General features: G+C 35.0%; 19 protein-coding genes. 16 read left to right on the top strand and 3 right to left on the bottom strand.

Annotated features, from left to right (window positions below; translation table 11 throughout):
- Positions 1–83: 83 nt before the first annotated feature.
- Both DKL58_RS05585 and DKL58_RS05580 read right to left on the bottom strand, forming a co-directional pair.
- On the bottom strand, positions 84–1,259 hold the full coding sequence (locus tag DKL58_RS05585; protein WP_109586412.1) for an SAM-dependent methyltransferase: 1,176 nt from the start codon (positions 1,257–1,259) through the stop codon (positions 84–86).
- 79 nt (positions 1,260–1,338) lie between these two features.
- Complete coding sequence (locus tag DKL58_RS05580) at positions 1,339–1,953, bottom strand: lysophospholipid acyltransferase family protein (RefSeq protein WP_109586411.1); 615 nt, start codon at positions 1,951–1,953, stop codon at positions 1,339–1,341.
- Between the two features lie 58 nt (positions 1,954–2,011).
- On the opposite strand from DKL58_RS05580, the gene DKL58_RS05575 reads away from it, so the two are divergent.
- From DKL58_RS05575 to DKL58_RS05550, 6 genes are all read left to right on the top strand, one after another.
- Complete coding sequence (locus DKL58_RS05575; protein WP_109586410.1) at positions 2,012–3,043, top strand: GIY-YIG nuclease family protein; 1,032 nt, start codon at positions 2,012–2,014, stop codon at positions 3,041–3,043.
- 156 nt (positions 3,044–3,199) lie between these two features.
- Entirely contained in the window at positions 3,200–4,003 is an 804-nt protein-coding gene (rpsB, locus tag DKL58_RS05570; protein ID WP_109586409.1) for a 30S ribosomal protein S2, read from the top strand.
- A gap of 39 nt (positions 4,004–4,042) precedes the next feature.
- A complete protein-coding gene (gene tsf, locus DKL58_RS05565) occupies positions 4,043–4,918 on the top strand; it encodes a translation elongation factor Ts (protein WP_034981620.1) in 876 nt (291 codons plus the stop codon).
- A 167-nt stretch (positions 4,919–5,085) separates the two neighbouring features.
- The gene (locus tag DKL58_RS05560; protein ID WP_109586408.1) at positions 5,086–6,342 is read left to right on the top strand and encodes a protein NO VEIN domain-containing protein; all 1,257 of its coding nucleotides are present in this window, start codon (positions 5,086–5,088) and stop codon (positions 6,340–6,342) included.
- 110 nt (positions 6,343–6,452) lie between these two features.
- The gene (locus DKL58_RS05555) at positions 6,453–6,635 is read left to right on the top strand and encodes a hypothetical protein (RefSeq protein WP_109586407.1); all 183 of its coding nucleotides are present in this window, start codon (positions 6,453–6,455) and stop codon (positions 6,633–6,635) included.
- A 102-nt stretch (positions 6,636–6,737) separates the two neighbouring features.
- Complete coding sequence (locus DKL58_RS05550; protein WP_109586406.1) at positions 6,738–7,364, top strand: hypothetical protein; 627 nt, start codon at positions 6,738–6,740, stop codon at positions 7,362–7,364.
- Between the two features lie 57 nt (positions 7,365–7,421).
- On the opposite strand, the gene DKL58_RS05545 is transcribed toward DKL58_RS05550, so the two are convergent.
- Complete coding sequence (locus DKL58_RS05545; RefSeq protein WP_109586405.1) at positions 7,422–8,543, bottom strand: acyltransferase family protein; 1,122 nt, start codon at positions 8,541–8,543, stop codon at positions 7,422–7,424.
- Positions 8,544–8,898: 355 nt separating this feature from the next.
- Between DKL58_RS05545 and DKL58_RS05540 the strand changes: the two genes are divergently transcribed.
- From DKL58_RS05540 to nusA, 10 genes are all read left to right on the top strand, one after another.
- On the top strand, positions 8,899–9,810 hold the full coding sequence (locus DKL58_RS05540; protein WP_109586404.1) for an ROK family protein: 912 nt from the start codon (positions 8,899–8,901) through the stop codon (positions 9,808–9,810).
- Positions 9,811–9,974: 164 nt separating this feature from the next.
- Positions 9,975–10,706: a UMP kinase gene (gene pyrH, locus DKL58_RS05535; RefSeq protein WP_045928215.1), complete on the top strand. Its 732-nt coding sequence runs from the start codon at positions 9,975–9,977 to the stop codon at positions 10,704–10,706.
- Positions 10,699–11,256, top strand: a complete 558-nt coding sequence (gene frr / locus DKL58_RS05530; protein ID WP_109586403.1) for a ribosome recycling factor — start codon at positions 10,699–10,701, stop codon at positions 11,254–11,256. The genes pyrH and frr overlap by 8 nt, the downstream gene beginning before the upstream one ends.
- A gap of 4 nt (positions 11,257–11,260) precedes the next feature.
- Complete coding sequence (locus tag DKL58_RS05525) at positions 11,261–11,995, top strand: isoprenyl transferase (RefSeq protein ID WP_109586402.1); 735 nt, start codon at positions 11,261–11,263, stop codon at positions 11,993–11,995.
- An 8-nt stretch (positions 11,996–12,003) separates the two neighbouring features.
- Complete coding sequence (locus DKL58_RS05520; protein ID WP_109586401.1) at positions 12,004–12,801, top strand: phosphatidate cytidylyltransferase; 798 nt, start codon at positions 12,004–12,006, stop codon at positions 12,799–12,801.
- A 10-nt stretch (positions 12,802–12,811) separates the two neighbouring features.
- Positions 12,812–14,068: an RIP metalloprotease RseP gene (rseP, locus tag DKL58_RS05515; protein ID WP_109586400.1), complete on the top strand. Its 1,257-nt coding sequence runs from the start codon at positions 12,812–12,814 to the stop codon at positions 14,066–14,068.
- Between the two features lie 25 nt (positions 14,069–14,093).
- Complete coding sequence (locus DKL58_RS05510) at positions 14,094–15,794, top strand: proline--tRNA ligase (protein WP_109586399.1); 1,701 nt, start codon at positions 14,094–14,096, stop codon at positions 15,792–15,794.
- Between the two features lie 5 nt (positions 15,795–15,799).
- Positions 15,800–20,107: a PolC-type DNA polymerase III gene (locus DKL58_RS05505; protein ID WP_109586398.1), complete on the top strand. Its 4,308-nt coding sequence runs from the start codon at positions 15,800–15,802 to the stop codon at positions 20,105–20,107.
- A gap of 105 nt (positions 20,108–20,212) precedes the next feature.
- A complete protein-coding gene (rimP, locus tag DKL58_RS05500) occupies positions 20,213–20,686 on the top strand; it encodes a ribosome maturation factor RimP (protein ID WP_109586397.1) in 474 nt (157 codons plus the stop codon).
- 18 nt (positions 20,687–20,704) lie between these two features.
- Positions 20,705–21,958 carry a transcription termination factor NusA gene (gene nusA, locus DKL58_RS05495; RefSeq protein WP_109586396.1) on the top strand — a complete coding sequence of 418 codons (1,254 nt, stop codon included), beginning with the start codon at positions 20,705–20,707 and terminating at the stop codon, positions 21,956–21,958.
- Positions 21,959–21,975 lie beyond the last annotated feature (17 nt).

The following is a 21,975-nucleotide window of genomic DNA, read 5'->3' as shown; positions in this document are numbered from 1 at the left end:
CATAGTGTATATGTGCGTTTAATAACAAAAAAAGCTGACAAAGTATATTTGTCAGCTTTTTTGTGTAGATTAAATTATTAATACTACTTATTTATCATGTACCTTCTAGTCATTGGTAAGTTTTTACCTGAAGGTCCTTTAGTAATCAGATATTGTACAACATCGATGTTGCCAGATTCAAAAGAAGCAGCGCAAGCTTGCAGGTATAAATCCCACATTCGAGTAAAACGCTCACCCATATTCTTTTGAATTTGATCCCGTTTAGCATTAAAATTTTTATCCCAAATTTCCAATGTTCTTTGGTAATGTCTTCTAAGCATTTCCAAATCCGTAATTTGCATGTTGTTTTCGACAATATGACTGATATTTTCACTTAACCCCGGTACATAACCACCTGGGAAAATGTACTTGTTAATCCAAGCGTTCTTGGCACCGCCTTGTTGACGTGTGATGCCATGAATGAGAGCTACGCCATCTTTCTTTAAATATTTTGAAACATCGGCAAAGTATTGACCTAAATTTTCTTTACCGACGTGTTCAAACATTCCTACAGAGGTAATGTAATCCCATTGTTCATTTCCCAACTCGCGGTAGTCTTCTAACTTAACTTCTGCAATATCTTGCAAGTTTTGGTCGTATATTTTCTTTTGCACAAGTTTATACTGCTCTTCACTCAGAGTTACACCAGTTACTTTTAAGCCATATTCTTTGGCAGCAACCAACATTAGAGTACCCCAGCCACATCCAATATCAAGTAATGTCTTTCCTTTTTCAGGATGTAATTTATTTAAAATATGATGGATTTTATTCAATTGTGCTGTTTCAAGGTCATCATTTTCATTTTCAAAATATGCACACGAATATGTTAAAGTAGGGTCAAGCCATAATTTATAAAAGTCGTTACCGAGATCATAGTGACTTTGAACATCTTTTTCGCTTTGTGCTTCAGTGTGTTTTTCTTTTGGTAAAAATTTACGAAATTTACTGGACCGCATGAAACTTCCGGCACTTTCATAAGCTCCGCAAATTAGTTTTTGCAAACTGCCCTTGATTTCGATTCTTTTATCCATATATGCTTCGCCTAAAGCAAGAGAAGCATTTTTTGAGATAGCACTAGTCGGAATTTTCTCGTTAAAAATTATCTCTATATTTGGAGTACCGTTTCCGTATACTTCACTTTTGCCATCCCAGTATGTTACTTTGACAGGGAAAGGAAAGGACTTGCTTAACATAGCTCTATAAAAACTTTTTTCTAACAATTTTGAAATCCTCCATCTAACTTTTTTACATTTTTATTTTAACACTTGTTCATTGAGCTAATGTTTAAAGAGTAATTTTTTATTTAGGTTGATAATGAAAATTGGGGTTTTGTTCGTAGTCAACTTTATCCCAGGCTTTTTTAAGCTTATTGTCTAACATAGCTTCGTTTTCGTGAGTGAGTTTTATTTTACGGTCAATCATAAATGGCTCCCCGAAACAAACTTCTAAGGGTTGGCGTTTTAATAAACCAGTGAAAGTTAGTGGACCCTGATAGACCACTGGTACTATAGGCTTGTTTGATAATTTGGCAATGGCAATTGTGCCGCCTTTCATTTCAGATGAATGCCTGGTACCTGAGGGAAAAATAATTAAGGAATAATTACCTTTTCTCAATCCATTAATGGGAGTTTTTAAGGCTGAAGGTCCAGGATGTTTACGATCTACAGGAAATGCATGAGCGTGTTTTAAGATGAACCGTAGTAATGGATTTTTAAACAATTCTATTTTAGCCATAAACATGAACTCTTTTGGACTTGCCGCTAAGGCAAATAAAATCGGTTCCCACCAAGTTCTATGTGGTGCTGCCAAGATATAGTTCCCTGCGGGAATTCTTTCCTTATGATTAACGTGTAAATGTCCGTTTAATAGCCAAACTATAAAGCGAGCTACCGGACGAATAAAATGATAAAACATAATTTCCTCCAATTGATGTAAAATATTATAACAAAGCTGCGAGAGAGGACAAATTTTTATGGAAAAATTATTGAAAAATGAACGCATTGATTATATGTACAATGATGATTTAAAAATAATCCAAAACAAATCATCTTTCAGCTTTTCATTAGATACTCTGCTTTTAGCAGCAACTGCAAAAGATTCAATTAAAGATAATTCCAAAGTGGCGGATTTATGTGCTGGCAATTGTGCAGCAACAATGTATATGGCTTATTTTAACCGTGCCAAATATGATGCGGTTGAAATACAGGAAGAAGTGGCTTCACAAGCTGAACGTTCTATTGCGTTAAATAATATGGAAAATCGTATCCAGGTTTTTCAAAAAAATGTCAAAGATGCTCCAGTTTTTTTACGAAAAGATTCCTATGATGTGATTGTCGTGAATCCACCTTACTTTAAAGTTGCACAAAATCATAAGGTAAATCCTGATCCAGCAAAGGCTATTGCCCGACATGAAATCTTAATTAATTTGGAAGAAATAATTTTTGTAGCCAGTGCATTGCTTAAAATGAAAGGCAAATTATTTATGGTTCATCGACCAGAGCGTTTAAATGAAATTGCCTATTTTTGTCTTAAACATGATTTGAGTATTAAGTTTGTACAGCCATATGTTTCTCATCGAGGAGAAAACTGCAATTTAATAATTATTGAAGCAGTTAAGCATACCGGTAGCGATGGTCTGGTATTAAGGGATGCCATTGAGGTACATGATAAAAACGGTAATTATCTTCCTCAAATTCAGCGTATAATCAGAGAAACGGAATCGGATAGAGCAAAAAGGCAAAAGAGTAGGAGATATTATTTTTATGTACTCTTATGCAAAGATAATAGCTTCTATGGTGGCTTTACTGATGATTTATCCAAACGACTAAAAGCACATAATAGCGGCAAAGGTGCCAAGTATACAAAGTCCCGCAGACCGGTTAAACTGCTTTACCACGAAGAGTTTAAAGATAAGAAGTTGGCGCTTAAAAGGGAATATTGGTTTAAGCACCATAACAGATTATGGAAGGAAAGATTTTTAAGAGAACATAAAGTTAACTTTTAACCTTGCATCTTAAACAATAATCTAGTATTATTTTAACGTATGCCTTTATGCATATGTATAAAAAACATCAAGAGCAATCAGTATTTCGGTGCCATACAAATGGTGAAATACTGAAATGACCGCTTGAGAGGATTAAAACCATAGGAGGAAGTTAATATGTCAGTAGTTTCTATGAAACAATTGCTTGAAGCCGGTGTCCACTTTGGTCACCAAACTAGAAGATGGGATCCAAAGATGGCTCCTTATATCTTTACACAAAGAAATGGTATTTATATCATTGATTTGCAAAAAACCATCAAAATGTTAGATGATGCTTATGCATTCGTAAGAGCTGTTGCTCAAAATGGTGGCGTTATTCTTTTTGTTGGTACTAAGAAACAAGCTCAAGATTCAATTGCTGAAGAAGCTACTCGTGCTGGTCAATACTACGTTAACCAACGTTGGTTAGGTGGTACATTGACTAACTGGAAGACTATCCAGAGCCGAGTACAAAGATTAAAAGATTTAAAGAAAATGTCAGAAGATGGCACATTTGATGTATTGCCAAAGAAGGAAGCTTCTCTTTTGACTAAAGAAAAGGATAAATTGGAAAGATTCTTAGGTGGTATTGAAGATATGCCTAGAATTCCAGATGTTTTATTCGTAGTCGATCCTAAAAAGGAAAAGATTGCTGTTCATGAAGCTAATATTTTAGGAATTCCTGTAGTAGCTATGGTCGACACTAACACTGATCCGGATCCAGTTGACGTAGTTATTCCTGCAAACGACGACGCTATTCGTGCTATTCGTTTGATTTCCGGCGCAATGGCTGATGCTGTTATTGAAGGTAAGCAAGGTCAAGATGATGACAATGCTGAAGCAGAGATGGCTAAGGGTGCAGAAGAAAAACAAGCAGATACTGAATCTGATGCAGAAAAAACAGTAGAAGCTGAAGAAACTTCTGACTCAGATGAAGACTAGTTTTAATTATTAATAAGTTTTTATTTGGAAGGAAAAATAATGGCAAACATTACTGCTAAACAAGTAAAAGAATTACGTGACCGTACTGGCGCCGGCATGATGGATTCCAAGAAGGCTTTGGTTAAAGCTGATGGTGATATTGAAAAGGCAATTGACATTTTAAGAGAAAATGGTGTTGCTAAAGCTGCTAAGAAGAGCGGCCGTATTGCTGCTGAAGGTTTGGCCGAATATGCTTTTGAAGGAAATAATGCTGTTGTAGTAGAGATTAACTCTGAAACAGATTTTGTTTCATCTAATGATAAATTTATCAAATTAGTTGATGATGTGACCAAGGCTATTTTAGCGGCTAAACCTGCTAACGTTGAAGAAGCATTAAAATCACCAATGGGTGATTCCACGATTGGCGAGGAAATTACTAATCTTACTGCTGTCATTGGTGAAAAAATCACTTTAAGACGATTTGATCTAATTACTAAGAATGATGATGAAGTCTTTGGTGCTTACAAGCACAATGGTGGTGCAATTGTTGCAGTTGTTACCTTAAAAGGCAACAGTGAGGAAGCAGCTAAGAACATTGCAATGCACGTTGCCGCAATTAATCCAGAATACTTGAACAAGGATTCAGTACCAAAGGCTGATTTTGATCGCCAAAAAGAAGTTTTCACTAAGGAAACTGAAAATGAAGGCAAGCCTGCTAAAATCATTCCTAAGATTGTTGAGGGCAGAGTAAACAAGTATCTCAGTGAAATTTGTTTAGTGGACCAACCTTATGTTAAAGATGGCGATATGACAGTAGCTGAATATGCTAAATCAGAAGGCTGCGAAGTTGTTGGCTACAAACGTTACGAAGTTGGCGAAGGTATTGAAAAGAAGCAAGAAGACTTTGCTGCTGAAGTAAAAGAACAAATGAAATAGATACCATATTTTTTATATATTCAGTTGAAAGCTCTTATCTGTATGGATGAGAGCTTTTTGTTTGCTAAAATTTGGCGAAATCATTGATAAGAAGTGATAACCTTAAAGTAAGAAACTTTCTGCATTTGATAAAGAGAATAATTTTAACAAGAAATGAGGCTTCAATAATGAGAAAACTAGCAGAATTTGACTACATGCTGGATTCATTTGACAGGGATTCTACAAATCTTAATCAGTTAAGATGCGATTTTGTTAATAAATATACCTTGAGCTACATTAAAAATCGAATGAAATTAGACGATTTTGTTGTTGGTAAGGGAAATAAATATAGCTTTTGCTATCAACTTGAATTTAATTTAGCTCAATTGGGCAGTATAAGAGGTTCAAATTCAAAAAAATTCGGTATTTATTATAGTCAAGAAGAGAAGAAGTACATTACAACAAAAGCCTGGGCAAGAAAAAATATAAATGAATCGTTCAGCGAATTAAAGAATGCCATTATTGAGATAATTAAATTAGGTAAAAAATACAGCAAAGACGCAATTGAAAGAATAGATTCAATTCCATTGACAAGTATTTTTAAATATAAAATTTTGTCTGTTTATTATCCAAACAATTATTTAAACATTTTTTCTAAGAATCAGCTTTCATACTTTCTTTTTCAATTTTATCCAGAATGTAATTTTCAAAAAAGCACGATATTCGAAATGCAAAAGAAGTTAATTGAGATTAAAAATACCAATAAGATTGTTAAGGACTGGACCAACATCGAATATGGTAATTATCTTTACTATTTATTTCCAAAAGTAAAAAAGTTAAACACATCCGACAAACCAAATCAACAAAAAAATAATAATTTCACTCTTGAAACCCCAGTCAATCCAGAAATTTATAGATATGAGTATAAAAAGTTATATGATAATCCAATAGTAATAGATGTTCAAACCACGAATTACTCTAAACCATCCAAAAAAACAAGATCAAAATACAATAAGGGCAAGACAAATTATTTAGTTAAAGAGCAAAAAAATACTAAATTAGGAAAGGTTGGAGAAAGAATTGTCTATAATTACGAGGTTAGGAATCTAAAAAAGTTAGGAAATTTAAAAGTAAAGTGGCAATCTGAAGTAGATGATTCATTAGGTTATGATATATTATCCTATGAAAAAGATGGAACTCCACGTTATATTGAAGTTAAAACCACAGAACAAAGAAAAAATAATGGTGAGCTTAGTTTTTTTATTTCGCAAAATGAACTGGAAAAAGCAAAAGCTTTGAAAAATTATTGGATTTATCAAGTTTATTTTACTGTTGATAAGCAACCAGTCATAAAACAGTTAAAAGATCCTTTTAAAGAAGACAAGAGCAAATTACAGCCGACTCTTTATTTAGCTCACGTAAAGATTAAAGATAAGAAAAATTAGTTAAATTTTACTATACTTTTAATTTTTTAAATCTAGTAAAGATTATTTTAGTTTATATTTATAATTAATATAAATAAACAATTACTAGATTGATTAAATTGGAGGTATTTATGGGTTTCTGGGTTATGATTTTGGTTTTGATATCTGGAGCAGTTCTAATCTATTTTAGTTTTGCTGGTCAGCTTTCAAAGTTAACAAAGAAAATTGCTTTTGTGGCAGGATTCCTACTGATAGTGGGTGCTATTTTCATAGCTACTCCAACTGGAGCCGAATTTGTGATGAAAATTACCTAATTTTAATGAAATCGCTTGCAAAAAAATAGCACACCGTGTATACTTTAAAACTGCACTGTTAATTTACAGGGCAGTTTTTTAGTTTTTAATGGAGGCGTGAAAATGGAATTTACTGAGCAAGATTATGAAAATCGTAAAAATTTTGTCAAAGGTTTGTTTTCTTTAGGCGGATTAAGTGAAAGCGGCAAATCAGCTGCTGGAATTTATTTTGACAGCATTGGTATCAAACGAATGAAGATTATTGCAGTAGAAAAAGAAATGATGATAGAACGCAATTATCAGTTCACTGGACATCCATCAGAACAAGATTTCACCAATCTTTATGCTAAAGACACTGAAAAGGTGTTTAAAGAGTTCTTATACCGTTTAATAGGTAAAATGCAAGATGAAAATATTCATTATGCATCAATTGAAAGCTTATACCGTTCAGAATTAGGTGTCTACCTTAAAAAAGAACTAGGTTCTAAAATGATGAACATTTACATTGAAGCGCCTCTTGAAGTTCGCTCTCAAAGAGAATACAAAAAGCAAACAATTGATAACGGTAAAAACTTTACTTTTGAACAAATAATTGAGCGAACCAAAAAGAAGGATCAGTTCAAAATCAAGCATGGAGCACTTAAAGTAAAGGATATAGCAGATATTATTGTTAACAATGACTCTTTTGTAGAAAATGAAAAGCAATATTTAAATATTATGGCAGGCATTGCTTCTATAGTAAAAAAGTAAAAAATAGAGCACTTTGTTTTAATTATTGTCAAAGTGCTTTTTATTTGAAAATATTTGTTATTTTAGACTAAGCATACTTAAGAACTTTTTCGCTTTTGACCACCAAATATGAAGATCGTATGCTGAAGTGAAAGAAAGTATCCACGTCAGGATCCATGTGCCAAAAAAAGTAAGGAATGGATGATAAATAGCATGATGATTCATGTTTAGTCCTTGCCAAATCAGTTGATTCCAAAATACATTTGATAAATATGCTCGATAGGCATAAGTTGCTAAAAAGTGAAAGACTTTCAAGCAAGTTTTAGAGTTGTGTCTAATATTAAATAAACATAATGCAGCTACTAAAGCTATAACGGCTAAACAGTAAAATGTCATAGACGGCTTATAATATGGGGCATTTGCAAAAAGAACCGGATGACCAAATCCGTGAAATTCGAAATTAGTCCATAAAAAGCATGCAACAAAACCAACTAAGATCAGCCACCAAAACTTATATAGAAACGTATTGACATAGTCCCTAAATTGCCAGGCCAATACACCATAGACACCATAAATAAAGAAAGAAATAAAAATACGATCTAGCAGATACCAGTTCTTTTCTTGTGGACCATGAAAAACGTAAAAGTCATAAAACCAGAGCCATGCAAAATATAAAACAAAAGTAATAGCGGCAACTAGTAAACCACGTTTAACATTGTTACCAACATAGCGGCTAATAGCCCAGAAAATAGGCATTAAAATTATAAATTGCAACATCATTGTGTTATACCACAGGTGAGGAGCAGCGTTACCATTGACAAATTGCCAGCAAAACGTACCAAAATTATTAAACTTTCTTATTTGCTGGAGCCAGGGCAATCCCAACAAGTAGATCAAAGTCCACCAGATTGTGGGAACAAACAAATTTGACCAGTTTGCTCGCAAGTGTTTTTGATATGAAAAATCCCCTGCTATATCGTTAGTACGAATTGTTGTATATAAAATGCCAAAAATAAAAGCAGGAGCTGTATATTTTACAAAATTATACATAATACCAAAAATATCTTGCGTATGAAAAGGTTGGCCCACTTCCATAATTAAAGCCATGATTGGTTGCGCCATTACAGCAGTGCAGGCGAATACTTTCAAATAATCTCCTACATCAGCAATTTTGAATGATACATATGAATACTTTTCCATTTCTGGTCTGAAAATTCCTTTTCTTTTAAGCTTAATTTTTTTAAAAGTTTCAATTTAGTGTAGAGTTAGTTTCTATTATAAAACTCAAAAAGATGATATCAAAATAGCCGATAATTATCCTTTCTTTTGTGATAAAAATTTGCTTAATTCAAAAAGTTTGAGTTGGTATACTTTTACTTGTTGGGCAAGATCTTTTTCATGTTTTTGTTTTATTTGATTGTCCAGAAACGAAATTAGCAATTAAACAAATAGGTGATTTTTTAATTTGCGTGTCAAATAGTTGTTTAAGGTGAATATTTGAGATAATGTATTTAGGTTGTTTGCAGTAATTATTGTGATTTTATGAAAGAGTGTAATGAAAAATTATTTAAGCATTGATATTGGCGGAACTGAAATTAAATTTGCAAAATTGGATTATGCTGGAAATATAATCGAAAAAGACAAAATTGCTACTGTTAAAAATAAAACTGAGTTTTTGAAAAAAATAGATCAAATTGTAAAATATTATATTTCAGATATTAAAGGTTTAGCATTTTGTTCTCCTGGAAAAATTGAAAACACTAAAATCAGATTTGGCGGTTCATTACCTTTTTTGGACGGAATTGATTTTGCCGAAATTTATGGTAAAAAGTATAGGATTCCGGTAGCGGTAATAAATGATGGCAAGGCCAGCGTTTTAGCAGAAAATTGGCTAGGCAGTTTAAAGGGTGAGTCGAATTGTGCTGCAATTACGCTTGGAACCGGCGTTGGCGGCGGTATTATAATTAACGGTCATTTATTACGAGGCTCACATTATCAAGCAGGTGAATTAAGTTTTATGATTAGTAATTTATCCCGCCCTAAAAATATGGCAGGTGCCGTTGGTAGTAATGGTTCAGGCGTGAATTTTGTTAAAGCAATTAATCGTAAAATTAATCATCAAAATGAAAATGACGGATTATATGCTTTTGATGCCATTAAGTCCGGTAAAAAAGAAGCCGTTAGAATTTTTAATGACTATTGTTTAAAAGTGGCAACTTTAATTCTTAATATTCAAACAGTAGTAGATTTAGATAAAATAGCTGTCGGTGGGGGCATAAGTGCACAACCAATTTTAATTAGCGGTATCAATAAAGCTTATGAAAAATTGGTTAATGATTATAATCCGATTATTGGTGATACTTTGACTAAACCGGCAATTATTTCTGCTCATTTTAGGAACGATTCAAATTTGTATGGATCTCTTTACAATTTATTACTTCAAATTAATAGAGAAAATAAATATTAATTATATTTTGAAAATCTCGAAGTAGATAACTTTGAGATTTTTTGTTTTCTCCCGTTACTTTTTAGCTCAAGGAATTTTTTTAAGAAATTCCACTCTTTTATTTCTAAGTCCACATTTGCCCTTTTTATATGGTAGAATAACTAAAGTTAATAGAGGAGGTTGTCATGACTAAAGTTAAGTATAAGCGAATAGTTTTGAAAATTTCTGGTGAAGCTTTGGCTGGTGATGAAGGAACCGGTATAAATCCTACAGTTATTAGTCATTTAGCAAAAGAGATTAAATCTGTTCACGATTTGGGAGTTGACATTGGTATCGTCTGTGGTGGCGGTAATATGTGGCGTGGAGAAACTGGCGCAAAACTAGGGATGGAACGCTCACAAGCTGATTATATGGGGATGCTTGCTACCATAATGAACGGTTTAGCTCTTCAAGATGGCTTGGAACATGTAGGCGTACCAACTAGATTGCAAACTTCAATTGAAATGCGGCAAATAGCAGAACCCTATATTAGGAGAAAAGCTATTCACCATATGGAAAAAGGACGCGTAGTTATTATGGGTGGTGGCACTGGTAATCCTTATTTCTCTACTGATACGACTGCTGCTTTAAGAGCTGCGGAAATAGGTGCTGACGTGATCCTAATGGCTAAAAATGGAGTTGACGGAGTTTACTCCGCTGATCCAAAAGTTGATCCGCATGCCAAAAAATACAGTGAACTTTCACAACTAGATATTATTTCTAAAAACTTAAAAGTCATGGACAGAACAGCAAGCTCACTTTCAATGGATACCAACATTCCTCTAATCGTATTCAATGTTAATACTGAAGGCAATATTAAAAAAGTGGTATTGGGTGAGAATATTGGAACAGTAATCGGAGGAAAAAACAATGAATAATGACGCAATCAAAAAAGCTCAAGATAATATGAAGAAATCAATTACTGTTTTTCAAAAAAACTTGAGCTCTATTCGTGCTGGTGTTGCTAATGCAGCTTTACTTGATGGGATAAAAGTGGACTATTATGGTGCCCCTACTCCGTTAACTCAAATGTCTAGTGTTACTATTCCTGAGCCACGCGTGTTATTAATTACACCTTATGATCAAAACAGTCTTGATGATATTGAACATGCACTCTTGGCGTCCAATTTGGGTTTGACTCCTGCAAATGATGGTAAGGTCATTCGTCTTGTTATTCCACAATTAACTGGTGAGAGACGTCAAGAAATTGCCAAAGAAGTCAATAAAATGGCTGAAGAAAGTAAAATTGCAATTAGAAATGTTCGTCGTGAAGCTATGAATAGTCTTAAAAAACAACAAAAAGACGATGAAATTACTGAAGATGAACAACGCAATTTGGAAAAGAAAGTGCAAAAAGTTACTGACGATGCTACCAAACAGATTGACCAAATTGCAGAAGAAAAACGTAAAGAGATTACCCAAGGCTAATTAAATGGCTGATAAAAAAAATCAATTAAACCATTTAGCTATTATTATGGATGGTAATGGTCGTTGGGCCACAAAACAGGGCAAACCACGAATTGCAGGTCATTACGAAGGTATGAATAATGTGGAAAGAATAACTTTAGCAGCCAACCAATTAGGCATCAAAGTTTTATCCTTATATGCGTTTTCTACTGAAAATTGGGGTAGACCAAAAGAAGAAGTAGCATATCTGATGAACTTACCTGTACGCTTTTTTGATAAGTTTATGCCAACCTTAATGAAAGAAAATGTCAAAGTGAACATTATGGGCTATTTAAACGAGTTACCCTCTAAGACCTATGATGTAGTGCAGAGAGCAATGGCTGAAACTTCTAATAACAGTGGTTTAATTTTAAACTTTGCTTTTAACTATGGCTCCCGAAGAGAAATTACTACAGCAGTAAAAGAAATTGCTACTCTTGTTGAAACAGGTAGTATTACTAGTGATGAAATTTCTGAAAAAATGATTTCTCAGAGATTAATGACTGCAAGTTTTGGTAAATACAGTGACCCAGACTTATTGATTAGAACATCTGGTGAGCAAAGAATATCTAATTTCATGTTATGGCAATTAGCATATTCAGAACTTGCTTTTAGTAAGAAAAACTGGCCTGATTTTACTAGAGAAGATCTAGAAAAATTTGTTATTGATTTTCAAAATCGTCATCGACGTTTCGGTAAAGTCGATGAATCGGATAGTTAGGTAAATATATGAAACAACGTGTAATCACAGCAGTTATTGCTTTAATTTTATTTATTCCTATCGTCATTGCTGGCGGGCTTTGGATGGATTGGCTCACCGTTTTGTTTGCGGCCGTTGGTATTAGTGAATTCTTTCTAATGAAAAAACAAATATTGGTTTCAGTAAACTTTCTGCTAGCTTTATTAGCCACCATTGTTTGGGCAGTTCCTGATAGTTTTCTTAGGTCAATGCCATTCCATTGGACAAAATATGGCATTTATTTTGCCTTGATAATGTTAATGCTAACTTGGACAGTTTTAACTAAAAATAAAACTACTTTTGATGATGTAGCGGTTTATACCTTAGGCTCATTATATGTTGGAACTGGCTTTCATTACATGGCAAGTATCAGAAATGCTGACAATGGACTTGCACTTCTTTGCTATGTTTTTGTTGTAGTTTGGTTAACAGATACCGGGGCCTACATGATAGGGCGTAAAATTGGTAAACATAAGTTGTGGCCTGTAATCAGTCCTAATAAGACATGGGAAGGTTCAATTGGTGGCACAATTTGTGCTGTAATTTGTGCCGCAATTTATGTTTACTTTGTTAACTTGAACCATTCACAAGTCGAAATGACTATTTTTGCCCTTGCATTATCAATTGTAGGACAAATGGGAGATTTGGTTGAATCAGCTTATAAGAGATACTATGGTGTTAAAGACTCAGGCAAGATATTGCCTGGTCATGGTGGAATCCTTGATCGTTTTGACAGCATGCTCTTTGTTTTACCTGTTTTTGCTGCTTTGATGGGAATCATACACTAGGGGGATTTTTGTGAAAGGTATACTTATCTTTTTAGTAGTATTTGGAATATTAGTTTTTGTCCATGAATTCGGGCACTTTATTGTTGCTAAAAAGTGCGGCATTTTAGTGCGTGAATTTTCTATAGGTATGGGACCAAAGCTTTTCCAAGTTAGACGCAATCCAACTACTTACACTATTAGGTGGCTTCCCTTAGGTGGATATGTCCGTTTAGCAAGTAAAGATGATGAAACTGATTTAGCAGCAGGGATGAGAGTAGTTTTGCAGCTTAATCAACAGAAAGAAGTTGTAAAAATTGATGCCTCTGAATCAGATTTACCGATTGAAGGAATACCATTACAAGTAACGGCATTTGATTTGGTAGATAAACTTTTTATTTCTGGATATGAAAATGGTGAAGAAGATCGATTAGTTACATACAAAGTCAATCATGATGCAACGGTTATTGATCGTTCAAAAACTGAGTTAATTATTGCACCACGTGATACACAGTTTCAAGAAGCCAATGTGTGGCAGAAACTAGCTACCAATATTGCTGGACCATTAATGAATATAATTCTAGGTTTTGTCGTTTTTTTAATTTGGACATTTACTGTTCCAGGGCCTGCAACTACAGAAATAGCTGAAGTAACACCTAATTCACCAGCTGCTGTTGCAAAAATTGAACCGGATTCAAAAATATTGGCTCTTAATGGTCACAAAATAACGTCCTTCGAACAAATTTCGGAAGAAATATCTCAGAATAAAAGTAAAAAAATTAATATTTCTGTTATCAAAAATAAGCAAAAAAAAGTGGTAAGCGTTCAACCGAAAGTTGTTAAAGTTCAAGGCCAAAAAGTATACCAAATCGGAATTAGAGCAAAAAGTGATGAGAGCCTCGGTGCTAAATTTAAACGTGGTTGGAATACAGCTGTTTCTACTACTGGAATGATTTTCAATGCAGTTGGTGGCTTATTCCGTCATTTTAGTTTAAATAAACTTTCCGGGCCTGTGGGCATTTATTCTCAGACATCACAGGTTTCGCAAATGGGTTTTACCTATATCTTGGCCTTTTTAGCCATGATTTCAATTAACTTGGGAATAGTGAATCTAATTCCTATACCTGGTCTTGATGGTGGTAAGTTTTTGCTTAACCTTATTGAAATAGTTCGTGGTAAACCAATTTCTGAAAATCATGAAGCCATGGTGGAATTGATAGGTTTCGGCTTACTGTTAGTGTTAATTATTGCTGTAACGGGAAACGATATTTACCGTTACTTTATTAAATAAAATATAAATTTGGGAGAGAGTTTAAATGCGACAATCTAAATTATTTATGCCGACTTTAAAGGAAGCACCAGCTGATGCTGTAGCTGAAAGTCATAAACTGATGCTGCGAGGCGGATATGTTCGTCAGGTTACGGCAGGCGTTTATGCATATTTGCCTTTAGGGTACCGTGTTCTAAGTAAAGCTGAACAGATAATGCGTGAAGAAATGGCAAAAATCAACGTGCCAGAAATGGCAATGCCGGATCTTTTACCAGCAACTTTATGGGAAGAATCAGGTAGATGGCAAAAATATGGTCCAGAAATGTTTAAACTTAAAGACAGACATGGTCGTCAAAGTTTGCTGGGGCCAACTCATGAAGAAACATTTACTGATATTGTCGCAAAAGATTTAAAAAGCTATAAGCAAATGCCGATCGCTCTTTTTCAAATTCAATCAAAGTTTAGAGATGAGAACAGACCTCGCTTTGGGTTACTGAGATCACGTGAATTTATCATGCTTGATGCATATAGCTTTGCGGCTACTAAAGAACAGCTTGATCAACAATTTGAGGATGAGAAAAAGGCTTTTACAGCTGCATATCACCGTTGTGGCTTAAAAGTTACTCCGGTTATTGCTGATTCAGGAACTATGGGTGGCAAAAATTCAACTGAATTTCAAGCTCCAGCTGCCATTGGTGAAGATACCATTGCTACGAATGAAACAGGAACATATTCAGCTAATCTAGAAATGGCTTGCAGTATTGATACGTTCAAGCAGGAAGAGGAACCGTTAAAACAAGTTAAAGAAGTAGCTACACCCGGTCAAGAGAGTATCTCAGACTTAGTTAAATTTTTAAATATTCCGGCAACTAGAATTATTAAGAGTGTGCTTTACGTTGCTAATGAAAAAGAAAATATCCTAGTCTTAATCCGTGGTGATAAAGAAGTCAATGAAGTAAAATTAAAACATTTACTTGATGTTGACTCACTAAGAATCGCTACTGATGAAGAATTGGCAAACATAACCGACGTTGGCAAAGGTAGCGTTGGTCCGATTAAAGCAAATTGGGCTGATAAAGTAGTAGCAGATAATACTGTTAAAAATCTTTATAATGTTGTTGTAGGTGCAAATAAATCTGGTTACCAAATTAAAAATGTGAATTTAAATCGTGATTTTACTCCAGACATATTCGGTGACATTCGTGTTGCTAATGAAGGTGAGCCAGATCCAATTGATCATTTGCCATTAAAATTCACAACTACTATTGAGGTAGGACACATTTTTAAACTGGGAACTTATTATACAAAAACTATGGGTGCAAATTTCCTCGATAAAAATGGTAAAGCTCAACCTGTTATAATGGGTTCATATGGTATTGGGGTTACAAGAGTTTTATCTGCTGTGATTGAACAGCATTTGACTAAAAATGGCGTGGCGTGGCCTAAAGAAATTGCACCATTTAGCCTGCACATTGTGCAAATGAAAATGAAAGATCAAGGTCAAACGAGTTTAGCTCAAAAACTTGAAGAAAAGTACAGTGCTAAGTATGATGTGTTGTATGATGATCGTAATGAACGGGTAGGAGTTAAGTTTGCTGATGCTGACCTGCTGGGAGCTCCAGTGCGAGTGACAGTTGGTAAAAAAGCCAGTGAAGGAGTAGTCGAAGTTAAACGGCCTACCGATGAAAAAGCAACTGAAATGACAGTGTCCGAGTTAGACGATTTTATTAATAAAGAGTTAGGATAATTTTCGTGACTGATAAAAATAAACTATTTTTAAGGTTATTGGAGAAAATCAAGTTTCCGCAAGAATTTGCAGATAATGATTTGTTGCAAAAGGGCGAAATTGAGAACGTGGATGTTTACGCTAAAGAACACAGGTGGGATATCCATGTTCTTTTTACTACACCCTTAAAATTTGAAACTTTTAATGCTTTAAATAAGGCTATAACTGCTAGTTTTTCCTCTTTCGTCAATATTCATTTGTATGTTCGCTCTAAGGATGGAGCAGATGATTATTTAACTGACTATTGGCAGTTCGCGGTGCAAAATTCTCAGGCTTTGCAACCAGTGGCACGAGAATTTATTTCTAGTCATAAGCCTAAAAAAGAAAATGGCCGCTGGATTATTCCGGTTGATAATTTAGTGGTTGATGGACTGCTCGAGCAAAAAATGCTTGATGAACTTGCGGAAGAAATGAGAAATTTTGGTTTCTTTAACTTGAAGTTTGTAACTGAAATTGATGATGAAAATTCCAAAAATAATTTAGCCAGTCTTCAGGAGTTGCAAGAGCAACATGAACAAAATATGCAGGAAGAATATGATTCGGGTCCAGCACAAGAAAAGCCAAAACCAGCAACCTATCCCACAAAAAAGACTCGTTATGGCAATCGCAAATTGGATGATAATTTACCTGTAACTCAAATTAAGGAAGTAATTGATGGAAGTAGAAATATTGTAATAGAAGGTAATATTTTTAATATTTCGAGTAGAGAATTAAAAAATGGTTCAATTATATTTACAGGTGAAATAACTGACTATACTGATTCAATTTCATTTAAAAAGTTTGTTTCCGATAAAGAGCAAATTGAAAATATGACAAAAATCAACCCGGGAACTTGGGCTAAAATGCAAGGATCAGTAGCTGAAGACCAGTGGAGTCATGACACTGTTTTTAATATTTCTTGTTTTGAAATTGTAGAGCATGTTGGCAGAACTGAAAAATATCAGGGTGATGCAAAAAGGGTCGAGCTACATTTACATACAAATATGAGTCAGCTGGATGCTACAAATACCGCAACTGACTTTGTCATGGCTGCTAAGAAATTTGGTCAAAAAGCAATAGCTATTACAGACCATGCTGATGTTCAAGCCTTCCCTGAAGCATATAACGCAGGTAAAAAGAATGGCGTCAAAATAATTTACGGTTTAGAAGCAAATATGATTGATGATCATGCTTTACTGGTTCTTAATCCAGCTTCAATGACATATAAGGATCGTGAATTTGTTATTTTTGACGTTGAAACGACAGGGTTATCATCCGTTTACGATACCATTATTGAAATCGGTGCTGTGAAGATGAAAAATGGGGAAGTTTTGGAGAGGTTTGATAAATTTATTAATCCCCATCATCCGTTAAGTGAACAGACAATTAATTTGACTTCAATTACTGATGAAATGGTAGGAGCAGCTGATGATGAGGCTGTGGTTATCAAGCAATTTCAGGATTTTTATGGTGACCGTCCCCTTTGTGGTCATAATGTTCAGTTTGATGTTGGTTTTGTCAACGCAGCATTGAGAAGAGCAAAATTAGATGAAATTACACAGCCGGTAGTTGATACGCTAGAAGTATCACGGTTGCTTCATCCAGAACAAACCAGACATACCTTAGATTCTCTGGCCAAAAAATATAATGTTGTCCTCGAGCATCACCATAGGGCTAACCAAGATGCTGAAGCAACAGGCTATTTAATGTTTAAGCTCTTGGATGCGTTTGCCAAAAAGTATCACGAAGATGATTTAGGTAAAATGAACGATTATGCTGCTCAAGGTCAAGTTTTTAAAAGAGCCCGGCCGCAACATATGACTATCTTAGCTAAAAATCAAGCTGGCCTTAAAAACATGTACAGACTGGTTTCCATTGCAAGTACCAAAGATTTTTATCGGATCCCACGTACTCCCAAATCAGATTTGGTTAAGAATCATGAAGGTTTGCTATATGGTTCTGGATGCTCTGAAGGCGATGTTTTTGTTGCAATGATGCAAAAAGGCTATGACGAAGCTCGTAAGAAGGCACGCTTTTATGATTACCTCGAAATTCAGCCACCAGCAAATTATTCAATTATGATTGAAGATCATTTGATTGCTGATGAAAAAGAACTTGAAGAAATTCTGACAAATATTTACAAATTGGGTAAGGAATTAAATAAACCAGTAGTTGCCACAGGAGATGCACATTATCTGGAAGAACATGATGCTATATATCGTACTATTTTGATTTCGGCCCAACGCAGCAATCCTGACAGGAACAAAAAACAGCCTGACATGCATTTTTACACTACTCAGGAAATGCTAGATGCCTTTAGTTTTTTAGGTGCAGATATTGCTAAAGAAATAGTAATTACAAATCCTAATAAAATTGCTGAATCAATTGAAGAAATTTCGCCTATTAAAGATGGACTTTATCCACCTCACATTGATAATGCTGATGAAGAAATGAAGCGTTTGACTTTTGACAAAGCACATGAGTTATATGGGGATCCACTGCCAAAGATTGTTCAAGATAGACTTGATATGGAACTCAATTCAATCATTTCCAACGGTTATGCGGTTATTTATTTGATTTCGCAAAGATTAGTGGCTAAGTCAAATAAGGACGGCTATTTAGTTGGTTCACGTGGTTCTGTTGGTTCAAGTCTGGTCGCTACAATGTCCGGTATAACCGAAGTCAATCCATTGGCACCTCATTATCGTTGTCCAAAATGTAAGTATTCAAAATTTTTCGAAAACGGTGAATATGGGTCTGGATATGACTTGCCAGATAAAAAATGTCCTAAATGCGGAGCTGAACTGGTTAAGGATGGGCAAGATATTCCTTTTGCAACGTTTTTGGGATTTCACGGTGACAAAGTTCCTGATATCGATTTGAATTTCTCGGGTGACTATCAGCCGGTAGCTCATAACTTTATTCGAGTAATGTTTGGTCCAGATAATTCTTATCGAGCAGGTACAATTGCCACTGTTGCTGATAAGACAGCTTACGGTTATGCTAAACACTATGATGAAGAAAAAGAATTGAATCTGCGTAGTGCTGAACTTGATCGTTTAGCAGCTGGTGTCAGTGGAGTTAAAAGGACTACCGGTCAGCATCCTGCAGGTATTGTTGTCGTTCCCGATGATATGGATATCTATGACTTCACACCCGTACAATATCCTGCAGATGATGTCAATGCTGCGTGGTTGACAACTCATTTTGATTTTCATTCCATTCATGATAATATCTTGAAATTTGATATTCTAGGTCACGATGATCCAACTATGATTAGAATGTTGCAAGACCTTTCTGGTGTTGATCCTTTAACAATTCCACCCGATGATCCAGGAGTAATGTCGCTTTTTTCAAGTCCTAAAATTTTAGGTGTAACACCCGAGCAAATTCAATCAGAAACTGGTACTTTAGGCGTACCCGAATTTGGTACAAAATTTGTACGAGGGATGTTAGAGGAAACAAAGCCGACTACATTCTCCGAGTTACTGCAAATTTCTGGCCTATCCCACGGTACTGATGTCTGGTTAGGAAACGCAGAAGAGCTTGTTAACAACGGCACTTGCAAACTGAAAGATGTTATTGGTTGTAGAGACAACATCATGATGGACTTGATTCACTGGGGAGTTAAACCCGAAGTAGCGTTTTCAACTATGGAATCAGTTCGTCATGGTCGGGGAATAAGTGATGATGATATGGCAGTTCTACAGAAAAATGATAAAATTCCTGACTGGTATATTCCGTCTTGTCTCAAAATCAAGTATATGTTTCCGAAAGCTCATGCGACGGCTTATATATTAATGGCTTTAAGAATTGCCTGGTTTAAAGTTTACTATCCTGAAATTTACTACACTGCCTATTTCTCAGTACGTGCTGATTTATTTGATTTAGTAGCTATGAGTCATGGTAAAAACACGGTAAAAAAGGCGATGGCTGATATTCAAAATCAAGGAAATGATGCGTCTGCCAAGGATAAGAGTCTTCTTACAGTCTTAGAAATTGCCAATGAGTGTTTGGAGCGTGGTATTAAAATAAAAATGGTTGATATTAATCAGTCTGAGGCCACTAATTTTAAAATTATTGATCAGCATACAATTTTAGCACCGTTTAATGCAGTTCCTGGTCTGGGAAATAATGCAGCCAAACAAATTGTTGCTGCAAGAACTGAGCAGAAATTTTTGTCAAAAGAAGACTTGGCAAACCGTGGAAAAGTATCCCAGTCAATTATGGATTATTTAGAGAATAATGAAGTTCTAAATGGAATGCCGGAGCAGAATCAACTTTCACTCTTTTAAACTTTTGCAGTATTAATATAAATGTGATATACTTTTTAAAGAAGTTCGAATAAATAATTCGGAGTGAGCGCTTGTGCTCACTCTTTTTATTACGGAGGAAAGTACTTGGCGAAAGTTAAAGATTCTGTTCTCAAAGAAATTAAACCAATTATTGCAGAACGCAAAGATGAGTTTATTGATATAGAATACGTTAAAGAAAAGGGTCAAAACTATTTAAGAATTTACGTTGATAGAGAAAATGGTATTGATATGGATGAAATTGCAGGGTTAAGTGAATTATTATCTGCAAAGCTTGATCAGATACAACCCGATCCGTTCCCTGACCCTTATATTTTAGAGGTTTCTTCTCCTGGTATCGAAAGGCCAATCAGAAATGAGACTGACTGGCAAAAAGCTTTAAATGAATATGTGCATGTGAAGTTATACCAGAAAGTTGAAGGTGGAAAAGAATATGAGGGAACTTTAAAATCTTATAATGATAGCGAAATCGAACTTGAAATAAAGGTAAAAACTAAAAAGAAAGTTTTATCACTTCCCCGTAAAACAATTGCAAGCATTCGTTTCGCAATTGAGTTTTAGAAAGGTTGATTAAAATTTATGTCTAAGGAAATGCTTGAAGCGTTCGCTACTCTCGAGAAAACAAAGGGTATAAAGCAAGACGTAATTGTTGAAGCGATAAAAGCAGCGCTGGTTGCAGCATATAAGAAAAATTATAATCAGGCAACGAATGTAATAGTTGAATTTGATGAACGTAAGGGTGACTTTAAGCTAATGACTGAAAAGACTGTCGTTGAAGAAGTTCATGATGAACGTTTGGAAATCAGTTTAAAGGATGCTCTGACAATTAATCGGGCTTATGAACTTGGTGACAAAATTCGTTTCGAAGTTGCACCTAAAAATTTTGGTCGGATTGCTGCACAAACTGCTAAACAAGTTATTATGCAACATTTACGTGAGGCAGAGAGAAATCATATTATTGATGAATACTCACAGTATGAAGATGAATTAATAACGGGCACTGTTGAAAGACGTGATAATCGTTTCGTTTATGTTAAAATTGGTAATGTTGAAGCAGTAATGCCACGTAACGATCAAATGCCTGGTGAAAGCTATAATCCCCAAGATCAGATCAGGGTTCTAGTTACTCATGTTGGTTCAGATTCAAAAGGTGCTCAAATTACGGTTTCACGTACCGCACCTGATATGGTAAAGAGATTATTTGAACAGGAAGTACCTGAAATTTATGATGGGACTGTTGAAGTGGTCTCAATTGCTCGTGAAGCAGGAGACAGAACCAAAATTGCAGTGAAGTCCAATGATCCTAATATTGATCCGGTAGGAACATGTGTTGGACAGCGAGGTGCTAGAGTTCAGAATGTGGTCAATGAACTTGACGGTGAAAATATAGATGTAGTTAAATACGAGGAAGATCCGTCAGATTACATTGCTAATGCCTTGAATCCTGCTGAAGTGATTGCTGTTCAATTTGGAGATGAGGACGAGGAAAAAAGTGCTTTGGTAATTGTTCCGGATTATCAATTGTCACTTGCCATTGGTAAAAAAGGACAGAATGTACGTTTAGCTGCTAGATTAACAGGTTATAAGATAGATATCAGACCAGAATCTGAAGTAGAATTTGTTGATGAAAGCAGTGATCAAGCTGAAAAAGAAAACGAAGAAGCTGAAACTAATAATTTAGCTGAAGATGGCTCAAATTCTTCACAAACAAACAGCGATTTTGCTGAAAGTGAAGAATCAGACAAAGAGCCAACTTCTGAAGATACTGACTCAGAAGATGAGCATCAAGAAAACGTTACTGACAGTAAAACGGTAGATTCTACTGAAAATTAAAGCAAGAGGTGAAACTT

The organism is Lactobacillus kullabergensis (assembly GCF_003151025.1).
Lineage (GTDB): Bacteria > Bacillota > Bacilli > Lactobacillales > Lactobacillaceae > Lactobacillus > Lactobacillus kullabergensis.
The sequence above is the reverse complement of the archived record's forward strand: the minus strand, read 5'-3'. Positions and strand labels throughout refer to the sequence as shown.

Excerpts from the sequence above, each read along its gene's own strand:
- DKL58_RS05520 (WP_109586401.1), top strand. The coding sequence starts at position 12,004 with ATGAAACAACGTGTAATCACAGCAGTTATTGCTTTAATTTTATTTATT.
- DKL58_RS05540 (WP_109586404.1), top strand. The coding sequence starts at position 8,899 with ATGAAAAATTATTTAAGCATTGATATTGGCGGAACTGAAATTAAATTT.
- DKL58_RS05580 (WP_109586411.1), bottom strand. The coding sequence starts at position 1,953 with ATGTTTTATCATTTTATTCGTCCGGTAGCTCGCTTTATAGTTTGGCTA.
- rpsB (WP_109586409.1), top strand. The coding sequence starts at position 3,200 with ATGTCAGTAGTTTCTATGAAACAATTGCTTGAAGCCGGTGTCCACTTT.
- frr (WP_109586403.1), top strand. The coding sequence starts at position 10,699 with ATGAATAATGACGCAATCAAAAAAGCTCAAGATAATATGAAGAAATCA.
- tsf (WP_034981620.1), top strand. The coding sequence starts at position 4,043 with ATGGCAAACATTACTGCTAAACAAGTAAAAGAATTACGTGACCGTACT.
- DKL58_RS05510 (WP_109586399.1), top strand. The coding sequence starts at position 14,094 with ATGCGACAATCTAAATTATTTATGCCGACTTTAAAGGAAGCACCAGCT.
- DKL58_RS05560 (WP_109586408.1), top strand. The coding sequence starts at position 5,086 with ATGAGAAAACTAGCAGAATTTGACTACATGCTGGATTCATTTGACAGG.
- DKL58_RS05555 (WP_109586407.1), top strand. The coding sequence starts at position 6,453 with ATGGGTTTCTGGGTTATGATTTTGGTTTTGATATCTGGAGCAGTTCTA.
- pyrH (WP_045928215.1), top strand. The coding sequence starts at position 9,975 with ATGACTAAAGTTAAGTATAAGCGAATAGTTTTGAAAATTTCTGGTGAA.
- DKL58_RS05575 (WP_109586410.1), top strand. The coding sequence starts at position 2,012 with ATGGAAAAATTATTGAAAAATGAACGCATTGATTATATGTACAATGAT.
- DKL58_RS05550 (WP_109586406.1), top strand. The coding sequence starts at position 6,738 with ATGGAATTTACTGAGCAAGATTATGAAAATCGTAAAAATTTTGTCAAA.
- DKL58_RS05545 (WP_109586405.1), bottom strand. The coding sequence starts at position 8,543 with ATGGAAAAGTATTCATATGTATCATTCAAAATTGCTGATGTAGGAGAT.
- nusA (WP_109586396.1), top strand. The coding sequence starts at position 20,705 with ATGTCTAAGGAAATGCTTGAAGCGTTCGCTACTCTCGAGAAAACAAAG.
- DKL58_RS05525 (WP_109586402.1), top strand. The coding sequence starts at position 11,261 with ATGGCTGATAAAAAAAATCAATTAAACCATTTAGCTATTATTATGGAT.